Raw genomic sequence first — 3,953 nt, forward strand, 5'->3', positions numbered from 1 at the left:
GGGGTGTGCACCACCGCCGGGCTCGCGCACGTCCCCGACGGCAGCCGGGTGGAGGTCGCCGGCGCGGTCACCCACCGGCAGCGGCCGGCCACCGCCGAGGGGGTGACCTTCCTCAGCCTCGAGGACGAGACGGGCATGACCAACATCGTGTGCTCGGTGGGGCTGTGGGCACGCTACCGCCCGATCGTCTCCTCGGCCCCGGCGCTCATCGTCCGCGGTACCGTGGAGAACCGCTCGGGCGCGGTGAGCGTGGTGGCGGACAAGATCGAACGCCTCCACCTGGGCATGGCGATCGGCCGCAGCCGGGACTTCCGGTGACCAGCAGTTCCTCGCCCCACCGAGACAGGATCGTCAGACGTAGCGGAAGTCCTCCCCGCGGGCCCACTGCACCAATCTGTCCGCGGTGTCCCGCCGCGACGGCGGGTGATATCCGAACACCTGAACGGCCTCGAAGGCGTAGGCGAGTTCAGGGTCCTGCATGTAGGCGAACCCGCCCACGGCCTCGCGGACCATCGACTGCACCCTCACGAGAGCGTCGCGCATCGACCACCGGACCAGCGCGAGGCGAGCCGAGATGTCGCCGCCGCGGGCCCCCTCGTCGAACTCACGGGCCACGGCGTGCAGAGCGGTCCGCATGGTCTCGACCTCGGCGAGCGCCGAGGAGAACAGCTTCGGATCGAGACGGTCGCGGTCGGTGAGTCGCTCGACCATCCGCGTGGCGACCCCGAGGTAGCAGGAACTGATGAGCAGTCCGAACCACAGATAACCGGTCATCTCGTGGACATCGTCGGGGTCGTTCTCGGAGGTGAGGAACACCATGTCGGCACCGACCCGGACGTCATCGAGGATCAGTGCGTCGCTCTCGGCTGCCGCGAGGACGGGACTTCTCCAGAACTCCTCCCGATGAAGCCCCTCGGCCCCGTCGAAGACCAGGACGACGGCCCGCTCGGACTCGTCCACCAGCGCGCTCGCCACCAGGAGGCTCATGGACCTCGAGAGACTGCAGGGGGCCTTGCGGCCGGAGAGGAGGTAGTCGTCACCGTCCCGGCGGGCGGCCATGGTCGGACGGAACACAGATCCCCCGGGGGTCCCCTCGGAGAAACCGGAGGCCATCACGGTGCCGCCCTCGACCAGCGCCTTGATGAGGTCGCGCTCGTCCTGCGAGGCGTCCTCGGCGGCCTCGAAGAGGGTCGCGCACGACAGGTGGTGCATCGTGGTCGCGGCCGCGAGGGAGGGGGCGACCGCGCCGATGGCGGTCTGGAACCGCACCGCGTCGACCGCGCTCGCGCCCGCTCCGCCCAGCGCGGCGGGGACGATCAGACCGGTCCCACCGGTGGCGGACCAGTCCGCCACGGCGGTGCTCCGGGCACCCTCGTTGGTGAGCAGGCCGTGCTCGTACAGGCGATCGCGCAATCCGGGGGCGTAGGAGTCGAGGGTCTGGTTCTCGGAGGTGAGGAGCATGGGGGTCCTTTCGGTACACGGTCGGGTGGGTACGGGCTCGGGTCCGGATCACCCGGTGAGCATCAGGCGGGCGGCCTCGGCGCAGTCGTATCGGGGAGTCCACCCGGTGGCGTCCCGGAGTCGTCGTGACGTGGTCACCGGCTCTCCGCAGGTCACCCAGTGTGAGGAGAAGGGCAGCAACCGCATCCGGTACCCGAGGTCGGCCATGCGACGGGCGGCACCGAGTGGCACGGGGATGCACACGGACCGGTTCATCCGGCACAGTTGGGAGACGGTCAGGGCCCCCTCGGGACCCAGGTTGAACTCCCCGTCGACGCCGGCGAGGATCACCCGCAGGTAGGCGTCCACGAGGTCGTCCTGGTGCAGGAACTGGAAGTAGGACCGCCCTGGGCTCGGGTGCAGGACGACGCGAGAGCGCATGGTGTCCAGCCCGGAGTTGGACATGTCGGGACCCACCACGTACGTCGGGCGCAGGACCGCCACCGCCATGCGGCCATCGGATCCCCGTCGCCACCGGCGGACGTCCTCCTCCACGAGCGCCTTGTGGTGGAAGTAGTAGTGGTCCTCATCGGCGCCGATCGGCGCCGTCTCATCGATCACCTCGGCGCCCCCGCGGGGGCCGTAGGCGTTGATGCTCGAGGTCATCACGCACACCCGGGCACCGGCGGACTCGGCCGCGTACAGGACCCGTCGCGACCCGTCGACGTTGACGATCCGCGCCGACTCCTTGTCGCGCGGTTCCTCGACCATGAAGGCGCAGTGGATCACAGCGTCGGCGCCCGCGACCACCTCGTCGAGGTCGCCTGAGGTGATGTCGACGGCCCGCCGGTCGATCTTCGGGTGTCGGACCCGCAACGGCGACCGGGCGAGCGCGACCACGCGGTCGACCTCGTCCCGCAGTATCAGCCCGCGCAGCAGTGCCGTGCCGAAGTCTCCGGAGGCCCCGGTCAGCACCACCCTCATAGTGCGGACAGTTCCCGGGTGGCGGCGAGGATGTCGGCGATCGCCGCGGCGGCCTCGACCAGCTGTTCCTCCGTGTGGTCCGCCGTCACGCACAGTCGGAGGATCGCCCCGGTCGCCGGGACCGCCGGATGGACCGCGACACCGGTGTACACGCCCCGCTCGAGCAGCAGGTTCCACACGTGGACCGCGCGGAGGTCGTCGCCGACGGGGACGGGCACGATGGGCGACCACTCGTCGCCGGTGAGGCCGGAGCCGCACTCCAGGCCCTTGCCGCCCAGTTCTGCGCGCAGCAGGATCGAGTTGCGGCGCACCGCCTCGGTCCGCCGGGCCCCCTCCTCGGTCCGCATGACCCGGACCGAGGCCAGCGAGGATGCGGTCGCGGCGGGGACCGAGGACGTGCTGAAGATCATGGGCCGCGCCGTGACCCTGAGTCCGGTGACGAGCTCGGAGCTACCGGTGATGAACCCACCGCAGGAGGCGGAACACTTGGAGAACGACGCCATGGTCACGTCCACGGCGTCCGCCGTCCCGGTCTGTTCGACCCAGCCCCGCCGCGTCGGGCCGAACAGTCCCATGGCGTGCGCCTCGTCGACCATGAGTGCGGCGCCGAAGGAACGGGCCAGCTCCGCGACCTCGGGCAGGGGGGCGAGGCTTCCCTCCATCGAGTAGAGGGAGTCGACGACGACGAGGATCTGCTCCGGGGAGGACCCGCGGGCCGCGATGAGGGCCTCTTCGAGTGCGCCCAGATCATTGTGGTGGAACGGGTGGACGGTGGTCCGCGCCATCCGCAGGCCGTCGCGGAGTGAGGCGTGGGCGAACTCGTCGATGACCACCGCGTCCCGCTCACCGACGAGGGCACCCAGGGTGCCGAGGTTCGTCTGGTACCCGGTCGAGAAGCACAGCGCGTCCTCGGTGCCGAACCAGTCCGCGATCTCCGCTTCCAGTTCCTCGTGCAGCGACATCGTCCCGTTGAGCAGTCGGCTGCCGGTGCTCGCGGATCCGAACCTGCGGACCGCCTCGGTGGTGGCCTCGATGACCTCGGGGTGGCTGGCCAGGCCGAGATAGTTGTTGGAACCGAGCATGATCCGGTCGACGCCCTGGACGTTGCTCGTCGCGCCGGTGCCGGAGTGCATGGTGCGGTAGTAGGGGCTCTGCCCGGTGTCCTGAAGAGTCGAGAACAGTTGGACCCGTTCGTCTGTCGCGAGGCGGTTGATGAGCGGATGGTTCACGGGAAGTCCTTCCTGTGGGGTGTCCGGGTGGTTCGGCCCCCTGTCCGGACCGGATGGGTCAGGCGAGCGAATCCTCACCACCGGCCCACATCCCCGGGCGAGACCCTCCTCCCATCCGCCCCGGGATCAGGAACGAATGAGGGGCACGCCTGAGTGAGGAGCCCCATGAGTCACAGAGCCGAGTTGCGGATGACGCGGCGCGTCCGGCGCGGGCGGGCAGTCCTGGCCAGGGGGTGGCCGCTCGCCGCGGCGTTGATCCTGGCCGTCCTCGGGGCCCTGGCCGCCGCCGGAGTCGAGGAG

General features: G+C 70.4%; 4 protein-coding genes. 1 reads left to right on the forward strand and 3 read right to left on the reverse strand.

Features of this window, described 5'->3' with window-relative positions; all coding sequences use genetic code 11:
- Positions 1-318, forward strand: a 318-nt coding sequence (locus tag G6019_RS04235; RefSeq protein ID WP_182627094.1) for an OB-fold nucleic acid binding domain-containing protein, incomplete at its 5' end; no start/stop codon positions are given.
- Between the two features lie 33 nt (positions 319-351).
- Here the strand turns inward: G6019_RS04235 and G6019_RS04240 are convergent.
- The 3 genes from G6019_RS04240 to G6019_RS04250 are packed head-to-tail and all read right to left on the reverse strand — an operon-like array spanning position 352 to position 3,653.
- Entirely contained in the window at positions 352-1,461 is a 1,110-nt protein-coding gene (locus tag G6019_RS04240; protein ID WP_182612841.1) for an acyl-CoA dehydrogenase family protein, read from the reverse strand.
- 48 nt (positions 1,462-1,509) lie between these two features.
- The gene (locus tag G6019_RS04245) at positions 1,510-2,424 is read right to left on the reverse strand and encodes an NAD-dependent epimerase/dehydratase family protein (protein WP_107755884.1); all 915 of its coding nucleotides are present in this window, start codon (positions 2,422-2,424) and stop codon (positions 1,510-1,512) included.
- A complete protein-coding gene (locus G6019_RS04250) occupies positions 2,421-3,653 on the reverse strand; it encodes an aminotransferase class I/II-fold pyridoxal phosphate-dependent enzyme (protein WP_231750490.1) in 1,233 nt (410 codons plus the stop codon). Before G6019_RS04250 ends, G6019_RS04245 begins: the two co-directional genes overlap by 4 nt.
- Between the last annotated feature and the right edge of the window lie 300 nt (positions 3,654-3,953).

It is taken from the genome of Dietzia sp. DQ12-76 (genome assembly GCF_014145045.1).
In the GTDB taxonomy this organism is placed as follows: domain Bacteria; phylum Actinomycetota; class Actinomycetes; order Mycobacteriales; family Mycobacteriaceae; genus Dietzia.